Here is an 18,787-nt window from a genome sequence, read left to right as displayed (position 1 = left end):
GGCTACCCCATGCCCTCAGGCAGCCTGTCAGGTGCCAGCGGGAACCACGACCACCTGTCGTCGGGGGCACCGAGGCGGATCATCAGGGCACGCACCGCCGCCGCCCTGCCGTCTGCGATCCGCCCCTCCGCCCGCCCGGCGGGATCATCTGCGCCCGCGAGGTGATCGGCTGCGGCGACAGCTTCCTCTAGGTGATCGGCTAGGGCGTCGGTGATGATCGCCAGATCGGCGGGCGACAGGACCGCTACCCGCGCCCGGCGCGGCAGGTCCGCGCCATCACGGCTGAACATGGCGCACCCCCCGCCCCGGCTCACCGACAGCGCGCCCATCGACGCCTACCGGCAGGGGCGGCGGCGGCCCCTCCGGCACCTCGATGTCCCGCAGGTCGCCGGGCTCATCCGAGGCGTACACGAACCAGGCGACACACTCCCGCAGCGCGACAAAGTCGCGGCCCTGCGGGCGCGGGAAGCCGTGGGCCATCAGAACCCCGACAACATCGACCAGCAGACCAAACGACAGCGTCGGCCCCTCATCGGCGGGGCGCGGCGGCAGCAGCGGATAGACGCGGGCTACCGGCCCGATAGGCACAGACGTACGGTGTTCCATAGTCGCCTCCTTCGCAGGCGATCAAGGCCCGGGTCGGCGCTCCAATCGCCTACCCGGGCCGTCCAATTGGGTCAGGCTGCGGCAACCAGCCGGTACCGCAGCGGCTTCTCCGACGTGACCTCGACCGTGCCCTGCTTCGCCAGCCGCGCCAGGCAGTCCCGCACCCCCAGCGGCTTCCGTCCCTCCGGGGTGATCGCCTTCGACACCGCCTGCGGGCTGAACTCGTCGCCCGGGTGCGCGGTCAGGAAGGCCAGCACGAGCGCCTTCTGGTCCAGGCGCGGCGTCGCCGGCTTCGCGCCCTCGGTGTCGGCGGGCGCGGCGGCCTCGGCCTCGACCGGCTGAGCGGGCGTCTCGGGCTGCGCCGGGGCGGCCTTGGCCCTGCCCTTGCGGCTGCGGGGTGCCGGGGCGGCAGGCGCAGCCTCGGGGGCGGTCTCGGCCTGCGCCGGGGCAGCGGCCTTGCGGGTGCGGCGCGTCGACTTCGCGGCCGGCGGGGCGTCGTACATCCGCTCGTGGGCGTAGGCGGCGACAGCCGCCTGCTCGGCCATCCGCTGCCCGTCAGCGATCACATCGGACTCGTCGAGGTCGCGGGGCGCGACCTTCGGGGCAGTGTCGGCGGCGGTGCGGGTGCGGCGGGTGCGGGTCGTAGTAGCCATCGTGATCACTCCTGGTCGCTAGCTGGTCCTGCGGTGCGACCCGAGCTTGCGCGTGTCCGGAATCGACAAGGAAGCGAGATGTACACGGATTTTCACCATGTGCACACCCCAGCAGGCGGCCTTGCGACGACCGGGCACCGACCAGATAGGACGTCAGCGGCTCATGATCGCCTAGCCAGGCATCGCCTAGCCGCAAGCCGATAGGTGGCGATCTCCATTTGCCCTGCTCATTTGCCCGGTAGCATGCCGTAGAGAGCAGCTCGCCTTACAAGCGAGAGGTCGGGGTGCCTGCCGGGATGCGGAGGTGGCCGGCGTGTGAGGGTTATGAGGCAGCCTGCGGATCGGTAGCGTTGGGCGTGAATGCGGCCCGATGGGCCGATGGTGCTTCCGGCGCTACGCGAGGAGGTTCCGGGTGGATTCCTTGCCGGAGTTGACGTTCGGGCAGCGTTTGAAGGTCTACCGGGAGCGGTCGGGGAAGACTCGGGCGGTGCTTGGTGGGTTGGTGGGCCGTAGCGCCGAGTGGGTAAAGGCGGTCGAAACCGACCGGATTTTGCCGCCGCGCCTTCCCATGCTGGATCGGATCGCGCGTGCTCTGAAGGTCGACGTGGCTGCCTTGGCTGTGGAGCTGGGTGACCGGTCTGCGGTGGTCAATGGGCCGGAGCATCCGGCGTTGGCGTCGGTGCGGGATGCGGTGAACCGTGTCGCGTTCGCCGGTGACGCCCCGGCGGAGTCGTTGTCCGGTCTGCGGGAGCGGCTTGCGGTGGCGTGGCGGGCGCGTCATCAGGCGTCGGACCACCGGACGGTGCTGGGCGGGTTGTTGCCGGGGCTGCTGCGGGATGCGCAGCGTGCCGCGTTGGTGTATGAGGGCGACGAGCGGCGGCAGGCGCAGGCGCTGTTGGCGGAGACGCTCGGGTTGGCGCAGATGTTCATCGCGTACCAGCCGGCGGCCGAGTTGTTGTGGCGGGTGGCGGATCGGGCGATGGTGGCGGCGCAGGAGTCCGGTGATCCGGAGGCGCTGGCCGGTGCGGGGTGGTTCCTGTGTCAGGTGCATCGGGACGCCGGGGACTGGGACACCGCGATGGCGGTCACGCTGGACGTGCTGTCGGCGCTGGAGTCGCAGGCGGCCACCGGGAGCACGAATCTGCTGGCGCTGTGGGGTGCGCTGAACTTCGAGGCCGCGTACACGGCCGCTCGTGCCGGTGAGGAAGGGCGGGCCTGGCGGTACTGGGACCGCGCGGATCGGGTGGCGCAGCGTCTGCCCCAGAGCTTCTACCAACCGCAGACATCGTTTTCCCGGGTCATCATGGGCGCTCACGCGGTGACCGTGGCGGTGGAGTTGCAGAAGTCCGGCGAGGCGGTGCGGCAGGCCCGCCGCCACGATGCGGCGGCGATCCCGTCGAGGCCGCGTCGGGCACGCCATCTGATCGAGGTCGCGCGGGCGCACTACGGCAGGGACGACACGGAAGCGACAGTGGCGACGCTGCGGCAGGCGTACGAGTCGGCCCCGGAGACGATCCGCTTCAACGGGTACGCCCGCCAGATCACCTTGGACCTGCTCGACGGCCCGCGAGCCACCCGGGATGACGCCCGTGACCTCGCCGTCCGAGTCGGACTCGTCTCGTGATCCAGAGGTAGGAACCTTACCCGTTTCGCCGCGCCACCGAACGTAGCTTCTCGCTCACGGGATGCGGCGGGCGGTGCGAGTCACGCCCGGTCGCCGCGTCCCTCTCAATCAGAGGGCGAAGAGGCTGCCCTCGTGAGCGACGAGGGAGGGCGCGTGCGACGCGTCTCGTACGACGAGTACCTGTCGGCCACCGCGTTGACGTTCGCCCGACGGCATCGGCCCGTGTGGTCGTGGCAACTGTGGCGGCGGGTCTGCCGGTGCGGAGCTGATCTGCCGTGTCGTGCTCGGCACCGTATCCCGATCAATCGGGGTCACTGGCCGCAGGAGGGTGAGCAGTGACCGGCGGGCCGGAGCAGGTGATCCTCGCGGTGCACGTCCGAGGGTTGGACGGCATGTGCGCTGGCTGTCGGGCGTGGTGGGCGCGGCTGTCGCCGTACCCGTGCTGGCAGGTGGATTGGGCGACCAGCCGGCAGGCCCGCGCGAGCGTGGCCCGGTTCCTGGCGGGTGTGCGGTGAGCACCCACGGCCCGGTGCTGCCGATCTGGAGCTGCGGCGGTTGCGACCTGCCGTGGCCGTGCCCGACGCGGCGGCGGGAGTTGCGCGCGGAGTACGCCGACGCGCCGGTGTCGCTGGCACTCTACCTCGGCGGCTACCTCGTCCAGGCGGCCGAGGACATGCCGTGGGCACCGGCTGGTGCGCTGCACCGCCGCTTCATCGGCTGGACCAGGCAGCCGGCGGAAGCACAGCAGCGAAGTACAGCAACCGTGCCGACCGGACCCGACCGGAACGGGCGTCACCAGGCCGGATGACCTCGTACGACACCCGATCAGACCGGCCTGCCGAGAGTTCACACCGAAGATGCCACCGGTTCGATCCCAGTATCGCCGACCATCGACAGGTGTCTCTTGCTATCCGCTCTACACCGGTGTAGGAAAAGTAGTGCGCTGGTGTGAATGTGGACTGTCGCGGCTGTCGGGAAGGTTTCGGTGGCCGATCTCGATGGTGAGGCGCATGCCTTCGATGCGGGAGGCCTTGACGCTCTGAGAGGAGCAGCAACGCGATGTCACACAGCAGTGGCCCCCGAATGACGAGCCTTGTCGCAGCCGCGGCTTTGGCGGTGTCAGTCATCGCGGCCGCCCCGGCGGCTGCCGCGACCGACACGTGGCATTCGAACGACGACGTCTATCACTACTTCAAGGTGCCGCAGTCGCAGGCCAGCAGCATTGTCGGCGGAACGCCGGCAACGCTCGAACTGGAGGCGAACATCGGCCCGAGCGGCACCTGGTCGGCGCTCGCGCTCGACCCGAGCGGCTCGGACTACGCCGCGAACGTCGGTCCGCTCGATCCCGGGCTGTACTACTACCAGTACACCGCGACGATGCAGGACAGGTCGAAGGTGTCCTTCCGCCAGCCCGGCAGCCCGGTGGCGGTGACGTCGAAGCCAAACTGGAACACCTTCTTCGTGCCCGGTGAGTCGGTCGCGTGGATGGACGACATCGCCGCGGGCGGGACGGTGGAGGAACTGCCCTACCCGAGCGCGACAGCGGCGGAGGACCGTACCGCCTTGGTGTGGACGCCGCCCGGCTACGACTCGGCCCGGGCCGAGGCGTACCCGGTCCTGTACCTGCTGAGCAGCGAGGGTCAGACAGCTCGTGAGTGGCTGGAACTTGGCCGGGCGAAGCAGATCCTCGACAACCTGGTCGCAGGCAGGGACGCCAAGCCGATGGTGGTCGTGATGGCTGACGCCAATTCCGTCGACCCCCGCGCCGAGCTGCTCGACGCCATCGTCCCCGCAGCACGGGCCGGCTACAACATCTCGTCCCGGCCCAGGAGTCAGGCGCTGGCCGGTGTCGACACGGGTGCCGAGCAGGCGATCAGCATCCTCCGCAGCGATCCCGGCGCGTTCGCCTACGTCGGCTCCTTCTCCGGCTCCGTCGACGGCCCGATCACCAAGGCGGAGGCCAAGGCGATCAACAAGGGCACCAAACTGCTCCGGGTGTACGTCGGCAACACGCTCGATCCGTCCTACAACGACAACTACGACCTGCTGGTGGACCTGAAGAAGTCCCGAGTGAGGTTCGAGTTCGACGGCGTCAACCCCGACGACGGCGCCACCTGGGACGCGTGGCGGGAGAACCTGCGAGACTTCGCCGCTCGGCTCTTCGGACAGAAGGGCGTCCGCCACGGCGCCAGCAAGGGACACCGCGCGCTGACCAGGCCGTACGAGCCCCCTGCGGCCGGGTCGATCACGACCCCGCACATCGACCGGCACGGCATCGTCACGTTCGAGACCGGCACCCAGTGGGCTGGCGCCAAGGACGTCACGATCTGGGGCAACTGGGCTCCGAATGGCCAATGGTTCCGGATCCCGATGGAGAAGCAGCCCGACGGCCGCTGGCGAATCACGGTTGGACCGCTCGACGGCTACTACTACTACCGGTACGTGGTCGACGGCGTCGACATGAAGGACCCGGCCGACACCGTCAACACCCACGTGATGGAGTCGCAGCTTTTCGTGCCGGGTAAGTCCGACGCGATGCTGGCCGATGTCCCCGAAGGCCGGGGCGGCACGGTCTCGCTGATGACCTACGACGGAGGCCAGGGCGCAGAGCGCTACGCGTACGTCTGGACGCCGCCTGGCTACGATGCTGGCCGCGAAGCTGCCTACCCGGTGCTGTACCTGTACCACGGCGGGGGCCAGAACTACGGCAGTTGGCTCGAAACCGGGCGTGCCAAGCAGATTCTCGACAACAGCTACCTCAACGGGACAATGGTGCCGATGGTTGTGGTCATGCCCGACCAGAACGGCGTCGACTTCTGGACCGACCTCAGCCAGCACGTGATGCCAACCGCTGCGGAAAAGTACAACATCTCGACTGATCCGGATGAGCAGGCGCTCGCCGGTCTGTCGTGGGGAGCCATGAACACCCTCGGCACCTGGATCAGCCACCCGGGCGAGTTCGCCTACATCGGTGCCTTCTCGGGGGGCCTGCTCTCCTACCCCACAGTCGACGTCGAGGCGGTCAACGAAAGCACCAAGCTGGCAAGGCTGTACTCCGGTGACGTCGACTTCACGTACACGTTCACCCAGAACACGATGCAGTGGCTGACCTCCCAGGGCATCGAGTACGAGTACGCCGGCACCTGGGTCGGTCCGCATGGCTTCGACATCTGGATGGCGAATCTGATCGACTTCGTGCCGCGGATCTTCGCGCCGGAGCACCGGTTCGGCGGGGTGCGGCCTCCGCTGGCCGGCGACGGCTCCGACATCGTCAAAGCCGGACGCGCCGTGCCGGTCAAGTTCACCCTGACCGGCGCAGACGGCGAGACGGTCACCGACGCGCGGCCGCGCCTCTACCTCATGAAGAAGACCGACGGCGTGGCCGGCAACCGCGTTCCGGCCACACCTGTCCAGAAGAGGGCGGACAACACCGCACGCTACAGCGCCGCAAGAAACCAGTACGTCTTCCACTGGGACACCAGCGGGCTCTCCCCGGGTGCCTACGAGTTGCAGATCGACCCGGTCCGCGGCCCCGTTCACGCCATCGCCCTGACCATCAACTGACCTCGCGTCACGCGGCCGGCGCGCCCCGGATCGGGCGGGCCGGCCGCTGCGTCTGGGGTTGTGAATGGTGCAGTCTTATACCCTGGCCGACGGATCGACGGGCGGCGGGAGGGGCTGTGGCACGCAAGACCAACAGGTCGGCGACGATGCGCGACGTCGCCCGACTCGCCGGGGTGTCGATCAAGACGGTGTCCAACATCCTCAACGGCTATCAGTACGTGCGTCCGGAAACCCGCGAGCGGGTGGACGACGCGATCCGTGAGCTGGGCTACCACGTGAATGTGTCGGCGCGGAACCTGAGCCGAGGCCGGACCGGGGCGATCGCTCTGGTGCTGCCGTCGTTGCGTGTTGTGTACTTCGCCGAACTTGCGGATGCCGTCATGCGAGAGGCATCCAGGCGGGGCCTGACCGTCTTCATCGAGCAGACCAACGCCGAGCGCGACCGCGAGCTGCGGGTGCTGGACGGCAGCTACCGGTCACGCTTCGACGGCGTGCTGTACTCCCCGCTCGCGCTGGGCGAGAAAGACCTCCCGCTGTTCGACGTCGACTTCCCCCTCGTGCTCCTGGGCGAGCGGGTGTTCGATGGCGGCCTCGACCACGTCACGATGAGCAACGTCGAGGGAGCACGTGCGGCGACCGAGCACGTCCTGGGCCGGGGTGCGACCACGGTAGTTCCCCTCGGAGTCAAGGACGACCCGTCGCCGAGCAGCGGAACCCTGCGGTTCCAGGGCTTCCGGGACGCCCTCCAGTCACGAGGGTTCACCGTCGACCCACGCGCGATCATCGGGGTACCCGACTACTTCCACTCCACCGGCGCCACGACGATCGCTCGCATCCTTGACAGCGGTGTCAAACCCGACGCGGTTGTGGCGTTCGCCGACACACTCGCGCTGGGTGCGCTCGCCGCCTTTCAGGACCGCGGCCTACGGGTTCCCGAGGATGTCCTGCTGATCGGCTTCGACAACATCGACGAAGCGAACTACTCCCGACCTCCGCTGAGCACCATCGACCCCGGACGCGACGTGATCGCACACCAGGCAGTCGCCCTGTTGGAAGAGCGGATCCAACTCCAGTTCGACGGTGTGCCGCGAGAGGAGCAGCCGGCGCCCCGGAGGCTGGTCGTCGACTTCGAACTGATCCAGCGGCAGTCGACGCTGCGCTGAGGCGTCCTGCCACACCGGTTGCGCAATTGCTACGGCGGCGCCCTTCGGCCCAAGCGGTCAACCGTCGCCCTCAGATCGGCCGGACTGGAACTGCACGCCGGCACGTACCGTGACGCCCGGACGGCGGCACGGGCAAGCCTGGCCGGCGGCGGACATTCAGCCCCGGGCTCGCCGCTGCCCGCGCTCGTACGTCCGCTGGCATGGCGAGCCGTTGCTCGATGCCCGCGGTGATGGCCGTCGGTTGAGGTGGTACCCGGACTGGTCTTCCGCTACTGGCGCGACAACCGCCTGGCTCCGCACGTGCGGCCGCCAGAGCAATCGTAAGGTCCGCACCTCGCCGGAAGCTGCGGCTGCTACTGACGGCGAAGCCCACCACAGGGGAGAGCACGCACGATCGGCGGCCAGATCCGGGCGTTGCGTGTGCGGTGCGACCTAGAGCCTGTGTCGAAGTCGGTCACAGCCACTCGCTGATCGCGGCGACGTGCACGGTGGCTTCGTAACGCACGGCGAGCTTGTCGAATCGGGTGGCCACGGCGCGGTTGCGCTTGAGCCGGTTGATGCCGCATTCCACGGCGTGACGCTGCTTGTACCGCTCGGGATCGAAGGCCGGTGGACGGCCGCCCTTGGACCCCAGCTTGCGCCGGTTGGTGTCCTGGTCGGCCTTCGAGGGGATCGTCGCGGCGATGCCGCGACGGCGCAGGTAGCGGCGGTTGGCCTTCGACGTGTACGCCTTGTCGGCCAGGACCCGGTCCGGGCGGGTCCTGGGCCGGCCGGCGCCGAGACGGGGCACTCGGATCCCGTCGAGCACCGCCCTGAACTGCGGGCTGTCCCCGCGCTGCCCAGCGGTCAACACGATCGACAACGGCTTCTGCCCCTGCTCGCAGGCCAGATGCAGCTTTGTGGTCAGCCCACCGCGCGACCGGCCGAGCGCGTGATCGGTCGGCTCGACCGTGACCCCGCCCGGCGGCTCGGCCTGCAGATCCCCCTTTTACGCGCCCCAGCGGCGTGCTGATGAGCCCGGGCGACCGTCGAGTCCACCGACACGTCCCAGACCACGCGCCCGGCCGCATCAGCCACAGCCTGCAACACGGTCAGGATCTTCACCCAGGTTCCATCACGCTGCCAACGCCGGAACAGCCCATACGCCGCGGCCCAGGATCCGTAGCACTCCGGAACATCCCGCCACGGCGCACCGACCCTTATCCGCCACCTGATCCCATCAATGAGCTGCCGTTTCGTCCACGTCGACGGCCGACCTGGCCTACGCCCCGCAGGCAGCAGCGGCTCCAGCGCCACCCACTCTGCGTCGGTCAGGTCATGCCGCCTCGCCACCGCTAGGGTGTCCACGAGGTCTCCGGTGTTCGGGTTCTGCTTGGTCGCTGAACCAGATACCGGAGACCTCGCTACATCTCGAACACCGACACGCGAAGATCCTCAACCAACAACTCAAGCCCTGGCACCGACTTCGACACAGGCTCTAGTACGGCAGCCGCCGTTTGAGATCTTGCTGGTCAGGTGGGGTGGACGCGAGACGGCCACCGCGTGATCGTCTGTGCGTTGTGGACACAACATCAGATCGGGCGGTGGCCGCGTGCCACAGCGTAGCCGTTGTCGGATGGGAACGTGTGCTGGCCGGGGTGCTCGGGTGTTTCGCGGGCCGGTTCGGGCGGGTCGAGCCGCGACGTGCGGCGGGACAGTTCGTGACCGGGCTGCTGTCCGATTGTGAGGTCAAGACGTGTTGGCAGTTGGCGGAGCAGGCCGGACACGCCCGGCCGGACGCCATGCAGCGCCTGTTGTACCGGGCGGTGTGGGACGCCGACGCCGTCCGCGACGACCTGCGCGATCTGGTCGCCGGCCGGTTCGGTGACCCGGATGCGGTCCTGATCCCGGACGAGACGGGGGACCTGAAGAAGGGCACTCACACGGTCGGGGTGCAGCGGCAGTACACGGGCACGGCCGGCCGGATCGAGAACAGCCAGGTAGGGGTCTTCCTCGCCTATGCCAGTGCGCACGGGCACACCCTGATCGACCGACGCGTGTACCTGCCGGTGTCATGGACCGATGACCGCGATAGGTGCCGGGCCGCCGGTGTGCCTGACGAGATCGGCTTCGCGACCCGGTCGGAACTGGCCGCTGACATGATCACCGCCGCCCTCGACGCCGGTGTTCCAGCAGGGTGGGCCGCTGCGGACGAGGCCTACGGCAACAGCACTGCCTTCCGCGCCCACCTGCGCGGACACGGGCTCGGCTACGTCCTCGCGGTCTCCCGCAGTCACCTGATCCCGCTCGACGGCGGCAAGACCCGCGTCCGGGCCGACCGGATCGCCGCCGACCTACCCGCCACGGCGTGGCAACGCCGCTCAGCTGGCGCCGGATCCAAGGGTCCACGCTTCTACGACTGGGCGTGGCTCGACGACGTGTGCACCGACGCCGCCCCCGACGACGACGGCCGGCACAGCCTCCTCATCCGCCGTAACACCACCACCGGCGAGCTGGCCTTCTACCGCTGCTGGACCCCACGACCGACCAGCCTCGCCCAACTTGTTCGGGTCGCGGGCATCCGATGGACGGTCGAGGAAAGCTTCCAGGCCGCCAAGGGCCAGGTCGGTCTGGACCAGCACCAGGTCCGCCGCTGGGACTCCTGGCACCGGTTCACCACCCTCACATTGGCCGCCCTCGCCGTCCTGGCGATCTGCGCCGCCGACGCCGCCCGCAACGACCCGACCGACACCGGACAGATCAAGCTCACCGTCAACGAGATCCGCCGCCTGATCAACGCCTACATCATCCGCCCGCTCCACGACCTCGCCCACCGTCTGCGCTGGTCACAATGGCGACGCCGGCATCAAGCCCAAGCCCGGCGATCCCACTACACACGCCGCCTCAACCTCGAACTACAGCCATGATCCCGAACGGCGGCTGCCGTACTAGCCTGTTTGTATGCGACGCTTCCAGGATGAGGACCTGACCGGAGCTGAGTTCCGCGAGTGCGATCTGAGTAGAGCGCGGATGGTCGGCGTGGTCATGCAGGACGCTGAGATCGACGGCCTGGTCACCAATCTTGTGGTCAACGGGGTCGAAGTGATGTCGTACGTCGAGGCGGAACTCGACCGTCGTCACCCGGTACGGCTGCTGATCCGCTCCGATCAGCCGGACGACCTGCGAGATGCCTGGCAGCAGCTGCGCGACGATTGGGCGAGGACTACCGAGCGGGTTCGGTCCATGCCCGAGGACAGCGAACATCGCGGCGTCGACGGCGAGTGGTCGATGGTCGACACCCTGCGCCACCTTGTCTTCGTGCACGACTCTTGGTTCCGACGCTGCGTGCTCGGGCTTACCGAGCCGTTCACGGCCTTGGGACTGGGGCCACCGTTGGTCTCGGGCCAGGAGGATGGGCTCGATCCGTCAGCCCAACCGAGCCTCGACGAGGTGCTCGCGGTACGAGTCCGGCAGGCTTCAGAGATCGAGACATGGCTGGCCGAGGTCACGCCTGATCAGCTCGCGAAGACCGCGCCGGTCCCGGACGACGACAGATGGCCCCCGTACGCCAAGGGGCGGACAGTGCGGCAATGCCTCGGCACTGTGCTCAACGAGGAATGGGAACACCACCGGTTCTGCAAGCGTGACCTGGACAAACTGTCGCGCCAGGGGTCTTCGCCGGGTTGATGATTGAACTCTGAGCTTGCTGCTTATCTCCCGGGAAATCCGGTGTCGCTGCGGCCAAGGCCCGCTACGTCCCCGAGGGTGACTACAGCGGGTGTCGGAGGGAGAGCCCGTTGTGGGTAGAGACAAGGCCGAGCGCGCGTTCTCAGCGGCCAGATGAGCGTGCCGAACTGGATAGCCGCAATCCGCATGCAGTCGGGTAACGACATTGATACCTTGCCACCGGTGGCGAGGCGAAGGTACGTGGCGAGGGGCGTTGATGGCGGCTACCGGATCTGGGAAAACCGGGCTCGCCGGTGGTGGGGCGAACTCTATGAGCTCTGCCCAGACGAGTTGCTCAATGAGCTGAACGGCACCCGCAACTACGCCAAGATTACCGCGCTGCTCCGGAAGTACCGAGCACAGAAGCGGTAACGCAGTACATCAGGCCGCCGCGTTTGGTGCGGCATGAGCGGTATCGCAACCGCGTCGATTATTGCTGGTCGCGGACGCTCCTTATCGCTACGGTTCTGTGCCATGCCCGACGCGATCTTCAGCCACCCGCGCCTCGCGCCTGTCTATGATGCGTTCGATGGCGACCGCGCAGACCTCGACGCATATCTTCGCATCGTCGACGAGTTCGACGCCCGGCACGTGCTCGACATCGGATGCGGTACGGGATCCCTGGCCATCCTGCTGGCGAGAAGTGGACGACATGTAACCGGCGTTGATCCCGCCGCTGCCTCCCTGGACGCGGCGGTATCCAAACCCGGCGCCGCATCGGTCACCTGGCTCCACGGGGATGCCACGACGCTCCCCGCGCTGTCAGCAGACATCGCGCTGATGACCGGCAACGTGGCTCAAGTCTTCCTTGACGACGATGACTGGAGCGCGACACTCCAGGGCATTCATGGCGCGCTACGCGACGGCGGCCACCTCGTGTTCGAGACGAGACGCCCGCAGCGCCGTGCCTGGGAGGAATGGGTCGTCGACACTGACCCGGCCACCCGAAATCTTCCTGGCATCGGTGAGGTCGAACGGCGTATGGAAGTCACCAGGGTGACGCTGCCATATGTCTCCTTCCGGTACACGTACACCTTCGCCTCTGACGGCTTCTCGGTGGAGTCGGACTCCACCCTCAGGTTCCGCAGTCAAGCAGAGGTTGAGGAGACCCTGGTGACCAGTGGTTTTACCACGATCGACGTCCGCGAGGCCCCAGACCGTCCTGGGCGGGAGTACGTGTTCGTGGCGCAACGAACGCACTGACCGCACCAACACTGAACGATTGTCGCACCCTTCTCGGGCGTGTCCTCGCGCCTGCCCATGGGCAGCGGCTGCGCTCCGTGACGCCCGGTCTGCGGCTAGATCCGGACGTTTGATGAGGAGCCAACGATCATGGAGTGATGTATTCCCTGCCTGGGTCGTCACGCAGTCTCTGACTCGCCGTGCCAGGATCGTCTCGTGCGCAACGAGGAACGGCTACGAACACGGACGCCCGAGTCCCGAGCCTTCGGACAGCGCGTACAGCTCGTCATGAACCTGACCTCGCGCCTCAACGTGCTGCCGTTTGACGACCTCGATGCGCGCAGGACGGTGCTGACCGAGATCTTCGGTAAACCGATCCCTGACTCGCTGTCCGTCCTGCCTCCGTTCTACTGCGACTACGGGCTTGGCGCATCGTTTGGAGAGCGTGTGTTCATCAACCAGGGATGCTTTTTCCTCGACTACGGGGGCATCACCATCGGTGACCGCGTCCTGATTGGTCCCCGAGTGACTCTGAGCACGGCCGGACATCCCGTCGAGCTCCACGAGCGGTACGACTTCATCACGCACGCGCCCATCGTCATCGAGGATGATGTGTGGATCGGTGCCGCGGTCACGGTCACCCCTGGAGTGACAATCGGTCGGGGCTCGGTCGTCGGCGCGGGCGCCGTTGTCGCGAAGGACGTGCCGCCGCTGAGTGTGGTGACGGCAACAAGCGTTGTCGAGCGAAAGCGTCTCAAGCCAGCGTCTACCGCAACCTGAAACCTGCGGCTCACCCACGCACATCGGCTACTTGACGGGAAGGCGGTAGCTGGCGTCATCCGGTCCACCGGCCAGTGCAGGCAGCGATGAAACCCTGGCAGGCGGCGCGCTCGGGAGACGGCATGTGCGTGCGATCCGCTGCGGAACCGTGCCCTGCCCGCCGTGCTAGCGACGACCCGGGGCAGCAATGACACGGGGGCGCCCGACCACGTCAGGGCGCAGGATTCTAGCCTTGGGCTCGTGGAACGTATCGAATTCCGTACCATCGAGCAGGAGCTCGGCGTCGGGATGTTCCCGACACTCGTTCCGTACCTTAACGACATATCCCTGCCTGACATGGTTCGCACGGCTGAGCTGCCCTTTGCGCGGCGGGAAGGGAAACCCAACCTCGCGGGCAGCTATGCGGGGCTGCTGGGCGACAGCGTGCGCTGGCCGAGTCGGCACTATCTCGGTGATCCGGTGCTGAGCTGGTTCGGTGACGGCGACACCGTGTTACTGGGGTGTACCTGCGGTGACTGGGGCTGCTGGCCGTTTACCGCGATGGTCACGGTGGCTGAGGACACGGTCAACTGGTCTGGCTATCGCACCGGGCATCGTGATTGGGGCTACCACGAGCTGCTTCCCGTCACCTTCGATCGCCTCCAGTACGAAGAAGCGCTGCGGGCGACAGTTCGCTGAGCAGGGGAGGCCACTTCATCACGCCGTCGGCTCGAAAGGATGAACGTCCTCAACTCGGCATGAGCGCGCGGCTTTGTGTTCTTCCCGAGGGCTGGGTACCTGCGCGCACTGCGATCTCGTCTGCAGGACAGCCACCGGATGATGTTGGATCGAGGTCGCTGCCCACGGTCACGATGACTGGCCGCGTCAGGCCGTGCGTCTACGTCCCGCTGGGACCGTAACGATCGCTCCCTGAACTGGGGAAGTGTGAGCCCGTGGTTGGCGGTGCGCGAACCACCTCGGCCAGATGTGCGGTGGGGCCGGGGAAAGGCGCTCTTGCGGTGCGCGACCGCGACCAACTCCTCCTCGCCCACCTCGCTACGGGAGCGGTCGCGGATATCTTGGGCAGCGCGGACTTGGGGGTGGTCATGGGGGAAGTGGTGTGGCTGGGTCGGTACCCGGTCAAGTCAATGTGCGGCGAGCGCCTCATCGAGGCGCGCCTGGACGCTTCGGGCGTCGTGGGCGACCGCCGCTGTGCCCTGATCGACGAGGAGACCGGCCTGGTCGCCAGCGCGAAGAACCCTCGCAGGTGGCGCGGCCTGCTCTCGATGACCGCCCGTCACGAGCCGGACGGCCGGGTGGTCGTCACCGGCCCGGACGGCGAGCAGATCCACACCGGCGCACCCACCGCCAACTCCGCGCTGTCGCGAGCCCTGGGACGACCCGTACGGCTGACCGACAGCCTCCCGCAAGACGCGAGCATGGAACGGCTGACCCCGCCGACCGAGCCTGGCGCCGGAACGGTGACCCACAGCAGCCTCGCGGCCGGCACCCCCGGCAACACCTTCGTCGACTTCGCCGCCGTACACGTGATCACCACCGCCACCCTGGACGCCCTGGCCCGGCGGCACCCCGATGGTCGAATGGACCCGCGACGGTTCCGCCCGAACATCGTGGTGCGCTTGGACGACCCCGCACCCTTCGCGGAGAACACCTGGCAAGGCCAGACCATGACCGTCGCCGCCCAGACCGCGATCCGCATCGTCGCACCCACCCCGCGCTGCGCGGTGCCCACCCTCGCTCAAGGCACCGACCTGCCCGATGATCCAGCCGTGCTACGCACAGCGGCACGGCTCAACCGGGTTCCGGTCTTCGACCTGGGCAAACTGACCTGCGTCGGCGCCTACGGCGCTGTCCAACGCGAGGGCCTACTACGGATCGGCGACCGCGTCACGATCGCCGCCTGACACGGCACCCCGAACGTGCGCGGTGCGCCAGCAATCCGCCCGAGCCGGAAACTCGCCTCCCATGTCATGGTGGAGACCCGACGGGCCGTCGCCATGCCGGTCGTCGCCGTCAGTCGAACAGCCGGTCGAGCGCTTCCTGTTCCAGGTCGCACCAGCGCTGGACGTCCTTCAGGGCCTTGGCTATCTCCTTCTCGTCGAGGTGGTCGGCGCCCTCCTCGCGGATGCACGCGACGTTGAACGGCCCGCCGACCGACGGCGAGGTCCGATCCAGCGCCTCCAGCACCCGTAGCACGCCCACCACGCCGTACTCGACGGTGCGCGTGGTCATCCGGAAGTGAGACAGCAGCGCGCCGGCCTGCTGGGCCATGGGTGCGCCGGAGCCGATGGCGTGGAAGCCCACGTCCTCGTAACGGCCGATGAGCCCGTTGGGGTTGATCTCCACGATCCACGGCCCGCCCTGGCTGTAGCCGGCCGCGAGCAGGTACGCAGACACCCCACCCCCGCCGTCCTCTCCGGGCACGTCCGGGATGTAGTTCTCGTAGTGCTTCTTGAAGACGGGCAGGACGCGCTCCTGCAACTCGTCGCCGATGTCGGGTGCTTCGAGGATGGCGGTGGCCGAATCCTCAAGGAGGGGACGCAGGTCGTTGAGAACTCCCCGCGCGCCGCTGCCACCCCAGGCGGCGCAGGAGCCCAGTGGGTGCAGCTTCCGGGCGGGGAAGCTCAGACCGCGGTCGCTTTCGGTGATCTGGGAGTCCGCGCCGATCACCACCCCGTCGCTGCAGACAACGGCGAGTACGACGGTCATGGGGTCCTCCAGGGCAGGGGTGGGGGTTGGGCGCGAGGTACCCGGCATCCCGCCTGCCTACACCCCGACAGGTGCCGGCCCGTTCGCTGCCCCGAACGAGAGCCCCCTCCGGTCTCCCTACACTGCTTGGCGTGAGACTGCCGGCGTACGACCGCGGGGTGCTCGCTGTGCAGCGGCGGGCGTTCGATGAAGCTCGTGAGCAGCTGGCGTTGGCTGGCCCGGACGACAGGGCGTTGCTGCTGTTGGGCCAGTTGGCCAGTACCGGTCAGGGCGAGCCGACGGACCCGGTGAAGGCCGGCCAGTTGTACGAGCGGGCGGCCGAGTTGGGCAACGCTGAAGCGGCCCACAATCTGGGCGTCCTGTATGCCACTGGACGAGGTGTCGCCCAGGATCTCACGGTGGCGCTCCGGTGGTATCGGCGTTCGGCTGAGCTGGGTGACGTGTCTGCTCGCCGGATGGTCGGACTGATGTACGCGACTGGGCAGGGCGTGGCGGTCGACGAGGACGAGGCGGAGCGGCAGTGGCGGTCGGCAGCGGCGGATGGCGAGGTACGGGCGCTGCATGACTTGGGGACGCTGTTCGGGTATCACAAGGGGGACCTACCGGAGGCGGCGTCCTGGTATCTGCTGGCCGCCAAGGCGGGCGTCGAGGTGGCCGAGCAGGAGCTACAGCTGCTCGCGCCGAAGCTGCAGGAACTGGTCCGGGTTGACAGCCGGGCGCGCACGATGCTCGGCGTGATCCGCGCCTTCCAGCTCGATGATCCGGCGGGTGGTGCGGAGCTGCTGACCGTCCCGGCACAGGAAGGCGATCCGATCGCCCAGCGCAGCCTCGGCTACCTCGTCCAGCACGGCTTGGGAGTGGAGCAGGACGATGTCCGGGCGGTCACCCTCTACCAGGCCGCCGCCGACGCGGGCGACGGCTTCGCCGCGTTCAACCTCGGTGTGCTGTCCGGTAGCTCGCCCGAGGCGGTGCACTGGCTGCGGCGCGCGGCGGAGGCCGGGATCTCCGAGGCGTGTCCGCTGCTAGGTGACCGGCTCAGCGAGCGCGACCTGGACGAGGAGGCGCTGAGGTGGTACGTGCGGGGCGCCGAGTCCGGTGACAAGGGCAGCATGTTCGCTGCAGCCTGCTGGTACCGCGACGGCTTCGGCGGGCCGATCAACCTCGTACAGGCACTTCGGTGGTATCTCACCATGCTCAATGTCGGCAGCGGTGACGGCATGCACGAAGCCCACGAGATCGTGCCGAGGATGACCGCCGACGAGATCTACGAGGCGGGTCGGCTCTCGGGCCGGCTGCTGGAGGCAGATCTCTTCGTGCAACGGCAGGCTCCCCGGAGCGCTGCCTCCGATTGACCGGATGCTCCTGCGGTGACACGACCTGCACGGCCGCGACGGCATGGCCTCAAGATCCGGGCAACTTCCCTGCTCCTGCTGCCTCGGGGTCGGGCTGAGGCAGCAACAACAGGAAAGTTGCCCGGATCTCGGGTTCGGCAAGGGACCCACCGGGTACGGCGGGGGTGCGGCTCAGCGGGTGACTGCTGCCGCCACCGACTGCTCCAGGATGCCGAGGCCCTCGGCCAGTTCGTCGTCAGTCAGGGTCAGGGGCGGCATCAGCTTCACCACCTCGTCGGTGGATCCGGACCTCTCCACCAGCAGCCCACGGGAGAACGCCTCCTGGGCGACTCGTCGGGCCAGGTGCGGCTCCCGGAAGGCCAGGCCCCACACCAGGCCCCGGCCACGGGAGGTCGCGATGTGCGCCGGGTGTCGCTCGGCGAGCTCCGCGAGCCAGTCCTCCAGCAGGATGTCCCGTTCCGCTGTCTGCTTCTCCAGTTTGCTGTCGACCCAGAATTCCTTGAGCGCGGCGGCGGCCGTGACGAAGGCGAAGTTGTTGCCGCGGAAGGTGCCGTTGTGTTCGCCGGGTTGCCACACGTCGAGTTCGGGGCGGAAGAGCGTGAGGGACATCGGCAGGCCGTACCCGCTTATGGACTTGGAAAGGCAGACGATGTCGGGGGTGATTCCGGCGTGCTCGAAGCTGAAGAACGGGCCGGTGCGACCGCAGCCCATCTGGATGTCGTCGACGATCAGCAGCACGTTGCGACGGGCGCACAGCTCGGCGAGGTCGGCGAGCCAGATCGCGCGGGCCGGGTTGATGCCGCCTTCGCCCTGCACGGTCTCCACGATGACGGCGGCCGGTAGGTCCATTCCGCTGCTGCTGTCGGCGAGCATGGTGTCGAGCAGGGTGAGCCCGGAGACCTGACCACCGGCGAAGCCGTCGTACGGGACGCGCCAGGTGTTTCCGAGTGGAACGCCGGCGCCGGCGCGCAGGGCGGCGTTTCCGGTGAGGGCCAGTGACCCGAGTGACATGCCGTGGAAGGCGCCGGTGAAGGCGACGACGGTGTGGCGTCCGGTCACTTTGCGGGCGAGTTTGAGGGCGGCCTCGACGCTGTTCGTGCCGGTGGGCCCGGTGAACTGCACGCGGTAGTCCAGGCCACGGGGAACGAGCACCTGGGATGCGAACTCGGTGAGGAAGTCCTGCTTGGCGGCGGTCAGCATGTCGAGGCTGTGGGTGACGCCGTCCCGCTCCAGGTAGTCCAGCAGGGCCTGCTTGAGGGTCGGATGGTTGTGGCCGTAGTTGAGGGCACCGGCGCCGGCGAAGAAGTCAAGGTAGGCGCGGCCGTCGTCGGCGAACATCCGGCTGCCACGCCCGTGGTCGAACACGACCGGCCAGCTTCGGCAGTAACTACGGACCTCGGACTCAATTGTCGGGGCGATCATGATTTCTCCCTCGGAGTTGGAGCTGCC

Annotated in this window: 18 protein-coding genes and 1 pseudogene; 13 read left to right on the top strand and 6 right to left on the bottom strand. The window is 68.1% G+C overall.

Annotation, left to right across the window (positions count from 1 at the left end):
* Positions 1–2 precede the first annotated feature (2 nt).
* From O7624_RS07255 to O7624_RS07245, 3 genes are all read right to left on the bottom strand, one after another.
* Complete coding sequence (locus tag O7624_RS07255) at positions 3–290, bottom strand: hypothetical protein (protein ID WP_282239435.1); 288 nt, start codon at positions 288–290, stop codon at positions 3–5.
* Complete coding sequence (locus O7624_RS07250; protein WP_282239434.1) at positions 277–588, bottom strand: hypothetical protein; 312 nt, start codon at positions 586–588, stop codon at positions 277–279. The genes O7624_RS07255 and O7624_RS07250 overlap by 14 nt, the downstream gene beginning before the upstream one ends.
* 89 nt (positions 589–677) lie before the next feature.
* Entirely contained in the window at positions 678–1,259 is a 582-nt protein-coding gene (locus O7624_RS07245) for a hypothetical protein (protein WP_282239433.1), read from the bottom strand.
* Between the two features lie 412 nt (positions 1,260–1,671).
* On the opposite strand from O7624_RS07245, the gene O7624_RS07240 reads away from it, so the two are divergent.
* The 5 genes from O7624_RS07240 (at position 1,672) to O7624_RS07220 (ending at position 7,610) form a co-directional block, all read left to right on the top strand.
* A complete protein-coding gene (locus O7624_RS07240; RefSeq protein ID WP_282239432.1) occupies positions 1,672–2,883 on the top strand; it encodes a helix-turn-helix transcriptional regulator in 1,212 nt (403 codons plus the stop codon).
* A gap of 335 nt (positions 2,884–3,218) precedes the next feature.
* Positions 3,219–3,398, top strand: coding sequence for a hypothetical protein (locus O7624_RS07235; protein WP_282239431.1), 180 nt, complete (start codon positions 3,219–3,221; stop codon positions 3,396–3,398).
* Positions 3,395–3,691: a hypothetical protein gene (locus O7624_RS07230; RefSeq protein ID WP_282239430.1), complete on the top strand. Its 297-nt coding sequence runs from the start codon at positions 3,395–3,397 to the stop codon at positions 3,689–3,691. The genes O7624_RS07235 and O7624_RS07230 overlap by 4 nt, the downstream gene beginning before the upstream one ends.
* A gap of 308 nt (positions 3,692–3,999) precedes the next feature.
* Positions 4,000–6,447, top strand: a complete 2,448-nt coding sequence (locus O7624_RS07225) for an alpha/beta hydrolase-fold protein (RefSeq protein ID WP_282239429.1) — start codon at positions 4,000–4,002, stop codon at positions 6,445–6,447.
* Between the two features lie 116 nt (positions 6,448–6,563).
* A complete protein-coding gene (locus O7624_RS07220) occupies positions 6,564–7,610 on the top strand; it encodes a LacI family DNA-binding transcriptional regulator (RefSeq protein WP_282239428.1) in 1,047 nt (348 codons plus the stop codon).
* Between the two features lie 454 nt (positions 7,611–8,064).
* Here the strand turns inward: O7624_RS07220 and O7624_RS07215 are convergent.
* Positions 8,065–8,957, bottom strand: a pseudogene (locus tag O7624_RS07215) (IS5 family transposase).
* Positions 8,958–9,235: 278 nt separating this feature from the next.
* Between O7624_RS07215 and O7624_RS07210 the strand changes: the two are divergent.
* From O7624_RS07210 to O7624_RS07180, 7 genes are all read left to right on the top strand, one after another.
* The gene (locus O7624_RS07210; protein WP_282239427.1) at positions 9,236–10,516 is read left to right on the top strand and encodes an IS701 family transposase; all 1,281 of its coding nucleotides are present in this window, start codon (positions 9,236–9,238) and stop codon (positions 10,514–10,516) included.
* 34 nt (positions 10,517–10,550) lie between these two features.
* The gene (locus O7624_RS07205; protein WP_282239426.1) at positions 10,551–11,276 is read left to right on the top strand and encodes a DinB family protein; all 726 of its coding nucleotides are present in this window, start codon (positions 10,551–10,553) and stop codon (positions 11,274–11,276) included.
* A gap of 222 nt (positions 11,277–11,498) precedes the next feature.
* Positions 11,499–11,687 (top strand): hypothetical protein, encoded by a 189-nt coding sequence (locus O7624_RS07200; RefSeq protein WP_282239425.1) that lies wholly within the window; start codon positions 11,499–11,501, stop codon positions 11,685–11,687.
* Between the two features lie 102 nt (positions 11,688–11,789).
* On the top strand, positions 11,790–12,518 hold the full coding sequence (locus O7624_RS07195) for a class I SAM-dependent methyltransferase (RefSeq protein ID WP_282239424.1): 729 nt from the start codon (positions 11,790–11,792) through the stop codon (positions 12,516–12,518).
* A gap of 195 nt (positions 12,519–12,713) precedes the next feature.
* Positions 12,714–13,277 (top strand): sugar O-acetyltransferase, encoded by a 564-nt coding sequence (locus O7624_RS07190; RefSeq protein WP_282239423.1) that lies wholly within the window; start codon positions 12,714–12,716, stop codon positions 13,275–13,277.
* 240 nt (positions 13,278–13,517) lie between these two features.
* Complete coding sequence (locus tag O7624_RS07185; RefSeq protein WP_282239422.1) at positions 13,518–13,955, top strand: hypothetical protein; 438 nt, start codon at positions 13,518–13,520, stop codon at positions 13,953–13,955.
* A 407-nt stretch (positions 13,956–14,362) separates the two neighbouring features.
* Positions 14,363–15,181 (top strand): MOSC domain-containing protein, encoded by an 819-nt coding sequence (locus O7624_RS07180; RefSeq protein WP_282239421.1) that lies wholly within the window; start codon positions 14,363–14,365, stop codon positions 15,179–15,181.
* A gap of 109 nt (positions 15,182–15,290) precedes the next feature.
* Here O7624_RS07180 and O7624_RS07175 read toward each other — a convergent pair whose 3' ends face one another.
* Positions 15,291–15,986, bottom strand: a complete 696-nt coding sequence (locus O7624_RS07175; RefSeq protein WP_282239420.1) for a proteasome protein — start codon at positions 15,984–15,986, stop codon at positions 15,291–15,293.
* 131 nt (positions 15,987–16,117) lie between these two features.
* On the opposite strand from O7624_RS07175, the gene O7624_RS07170 reads away from it, so the two are divergent.
* Entirely contained in the window at positions 16,118–17,338 is a 1,221-nt protein-coding gene (locus tag O7624_RS07170) for a hypothetical protein (RefSeq protein WP_282239419.1), read from the top strand.
* Between the two features lie 171 nt (positions 17,339–17,509).
* Here O7624_RS07170 and ectB read toward each other — a convergent pair whose 3' ends face one another.
* Positions 17,510–18,757 carry a diaminobutyrate--2-oxoglutarate transaminase gene (ectB, locus tag O7624_RS07165; RefSeq protein ID WP_275415523.1) on the bottom strand — a complete coding sequence of 416 codons (1,248 nt, stop codon included), beginning with the start codon at positions 18,755–18,757 and terminating at the stop codon, positions 17,510–17,512.
* Between the last annotated feature and the right edge of the window lie 30 nt (positions 18,758–18,787).

This window comes from Verrucosispora sp. WMMD1129 (assembly GCF_029581255.1).
Lineage (GTDB): Bacteria > Actinomycetota > Actinomycetes > Mycobacteriales > Micromonosporaceae > Micromonospora > Micromonospora sediminimaris.
Note: the sequence above shows the minus strand (reverse complement) of the source record. Positions and strands in the feature narration are given on the sequence as shown.

Excerpts from the sequence above, each read along its gene's own strand:
- O7624_RS07255 (WP_282239435.1), bottom strand. The coding sequence starts at position 290 with ATGTTCAGCCGTGATGGCGCGGACCTGCCGCGCCGGGCGCGGGTAGCG.
- O7624_RS07245 (WP_282239433.1), bottom strand. The coding sequence starts at position 1,259 with ATGGCTACTACGACCCGCACCCGCCGCACCCGCACCGCCGCCGACACT.
- O7624_RS07205 (WP_282239426.1), top strand. The coding sequence starts at position 10,551 with ATGCGACGCTTCCAGGATGAGGACCTGACCGGAGCTGAGTTCCGCGAG.
- O7624_RS07195 (WP_282239424.1), top strand. The coding sequence starts at position 11,790 with ATGCCCGACGCGATCTTCAGCCACCCGCGCCTCGCGCCTGTCTATGAT.
- O7624_RS07180 (WP_282239421.1), top strand. The coding sequence starts at position 14,363 with ATGGGGGAAGTGGTGTGGCTGGGTCGGTACCCGGTCAAGTCAATGTGC.
- O7624_RS07175 (WP_282239420.1), bottom strand. The coding sequence starts at position 15,986 with ATGACCGTCGTACTCGCCGTTGTCTGCAGCGACGGGGTGGTGATCGGC.